The following is a 3001-nucleotide window of genomic DNA, read 5'->3' on the forward strand; positions in this document are numbered from 1 at the left end:
GTTCGGGACCCCGGCTACCCCACCGCCCCCGTCAGCTCCGCCTCGATCAGGTCCGCCGCACGGCGTGTACCGCCCTCCCCCGCCATCTCCGCCCGGATCGACGCGAGCCGGGCCGCGACCTCCGGGTCGGAGGCCAGCGACAGCACCGCCTCGCGCAGCTCCTCCGCGGGCGCCTCCGTCGCGAGGCGTCGCGCCACTCCCAGTCCCACCAGCATGTCGGCGTTGCCGAACTGGTCGACGGCCTGCGGCACGGCCACCATCGGGGTGCCGGTGGCCAGGCCCTCCTGGCTGCCGCCCGCGCCGGCGTGGGTGATGAACGCGTCCGCCTGCCGCAGGACCGACAACTGCGGTACCCAGGAGTGGACTTCCACGTTTCCGGGCAGCTCGCCGAGTTCGGCCTCGTCCACGTACCGTCCGATCTGGAGCACCATGTGCCAGCCGGGCAGGTCCCCGAAGGCCTTCAGGCACTCGCGGTAGAAGGCGGGCTGCTTGGTGAAGGACGAACCGAGGGAGACGAGGAGGACCTTCTCCGCGTCCGCGGGGCGCTTCCACTCCCCCTGGCTCGCCCGGTCGCCCTGGCACGCGCCGACGAAGGAGTACACCGACTCGTCCACACGGTCGGCGTTCGGCTGGAGCACCCGGGGGATGAGGACGATGCTGCGGCGGGGCCGGCCGACGAACCGGTCGGGGTGCGTGGTGATCCCGTTCTCCGCGAGCCAGTCGATGAAGCGCGCGTAGTACGCCTTGCCGCGCTCGGACGCCTTGAGCTCGGCGGTCATCGGTTCGGCGACCTCCTCCTCGTATCCCTCCCAGGCGACGAGGTTGGGCGAGAGGGAGACGGCGGGCACGCCCCAGCGGTGGGCGAGGACGATCGCCGGGTAGGAGGTGATGTCGTGGATGACGAGGTCCGGCTCGTCACCCTTGAACGCCTCGGCGAGCTGCGGCAGTACCTGGACGGCGTCGTTCAGGAAGGGCTCGATGTTGTCGATCAGTTCGGTGCCCCAGGCCTCGGGCTCCTCCTCGGTGGGGAGTGTGGAGCGGTAGACGACGGGCTTCGCCCCCGTTTCCGAGATCCGGTCGGCGTACGACTCCGGGATCGCGTAGCTGACGCGGTGGCCGCGGGCGACGAGTTCCCGGATCACTTCGAGACTCGGGTTCACATGCCCCGGGGCCGCGATGGAGAACATGGCGATGTGAGCACGCTGGGGTTCGGTCATGCGGACCACGGTAAGCGAGACGAGACGTCTCGTGCAACTCGGAATGGAATTCCGAAACATTCGAATGAGGAATCCCGGATCCGGCCGAACCGCATACGATCCGGCCACGCTCACGCACCACCCTTTTCAGCAATGGCCAGCATCAATGCACCTCAGAGGCCACACCACACCTTTTGAGCCAGTTGAATGTTTCGATAAGTTTCGAGAAATTTTCTGTTGACGACGAATCAGGACCCTCGCATACTCTCCAGCGATCGCACCTCCCGCCGAGGCGGAATCAGCGCCTCGAGGCGGACGCAAGGCACCACGACAGGTCCATCCACTTTGCCCGGGCGGCATTCCCGTTCACCGCCCGGTCTCTGGCAGAAGAGGTCGCAGTGATCAGCACATCCGCACGCCGACGTGCCCGCACGGCACTTGTGATGGGAGCGGCGGCCGTCATGGCCGCCGCCGGCACCGTCGCCATGGAGGGCACCGCGTACGCCGCCGGCACGCTCGGCGCGTCCGCGGCGGAGAAGGGCCGGTACTTCGGCACGGCCGTGGCCGCCAACCACCTGGGTGAGTCGCCCTACGTCTCCACCCTGAACACCGAGTTCAACTCGGTGACGCCGGAGAACGAAATGAAGTGGGACGCCCTGGAGAAGTCCCGCAATTCCTTCAGCTACGGACCGGCCGACCAGATCGTCAGCCACGCCCAGAGCCGGAACATGAAGGTCCGCGGCCACACGCTGGTCTGGCACTCCCAGCTGCCGAGCTGGGTGGGCTCGCTGAACGCGACCGAGCTGCGTTCCGCGATGAACAACCACATCACCCAGGTCATGCAGCACTACCGCGGCAAGATCCACTCATGGGACGTGGTGAACGAGGCGTTCCAGGACGGCAGCAGCGGCGCCCGGCGCAGCTCGCCCTTCCAGGACAAGCTGGGCAACGGCTTCATCGAGGAGGCGTTCCGCACGGCCCGCGCCGCCGACCCGGCGGCGAAGCTCTGCTACAACGACTACAACACCGACGGCCAGAACGCGAAGAGCAATGCCGTCTACAACATGGTCAAGGACTTCAAGCAGCGCGGCGTCCCGATCGACTGCGTCGGCTTCCAGTCCCACTTCAACAGCGCCTCCCCGGTGCCCAGTGACTACGAGGCCAATCTCAAGCGCTTCGCCGACCTCGGCGTCGACGTGCAGGTAACCGAGCTGGACATCGAGGGCTCCGGTTCGTCGCAGGCCGACAGCTACAGCCGCGCCGTCAACGCCTGTCTGGCCGTCACCCGCTGCACCGGCATCACGGTGTGGGGCATCACCGACAAGTACTCGTGGCGCGCGAGCGGCACCCCGCTGCTCTTCGACGGCAACTACACCAAGAAGCCTGCGTACCACTCGGTGCTGGCCGCACTCGGCGGCTCGGCAGGCACTCCCGATCCCGGCAATCCTGGTGGCGCCACCTGCTCGGTCTCCTACCGGCAGACAGCCGCCTGGGGCGACCGCTTCAACGGTCAGGTCACGGTGACGGCCGGGAGTTCGCCGATCACCAACTGGTCCGTGAACGTGACCGTCGCCTCCGCCCAGGACATCGTCACCACCTGGAACGGCAGCCCGACCTGGGACAGCAGCGGCAACGTGATGACCATGAGGCCGAACGGCAACGGCAACCTGGCGGCCGGCAGCTCCACGAGCTTCGGCTTCACCGTCATGACCAACGGCAACTGGAACGCGCCCACCCTGGGCGCCTGCACCGCCTCCTGACCCTGCCCCTGCACCGCCCCCGTCCGGCGCGGCGACCATCTACCG

1 protein-coding gene and 1 pseudogene are annotated in these 3001 nt (G+C 67.8%); one reads left to right on the plus strand and one right to left on the minus strand.

Annotation, left to right across the window (positions count from 1 at the left end; translation table 11 throughout):
* Positions 1-14: 14 nt before the first annotated feature.
* Positions 15-1254 (minus strand): annotated as a pseudogene (gene mgt, locus ACWGH4_RS33575) (macrolide-inactivating glycosyltransferase).
* A 385-nt stretch (positions 1255-1639) separates the two neighbouring features.
* Between mgt and ACWGH4_RS33580 the strand changes: the two are divergent.
* Positions 1640-2956, plus strand: coding sequence for an endo-1,4-beta-xylanase (locus ACWGH4_RS33580; protein ID WP_453467510.1), 1317 nt, complete (start codon positions 1640-1642; stop codon positions 2954-2956).
* Positions 2957-3001 lie beyond the last annotated feature (45 nt).

The sequence above is a fragment of the Streptomyces sp. NPDC054847 genome, assembly GCF_053610925.1.

Bases quoted from the DNA above. Each gene is read 5' to 3' on its own strand.
- ACWGH4_RS33580 (WP_453467510.1), top strand. From the start codon at position 1,640: ATGGGAGCGGCGGCCGTCATGGCCGCCGCCGGCACCGTCGCCATGGAG.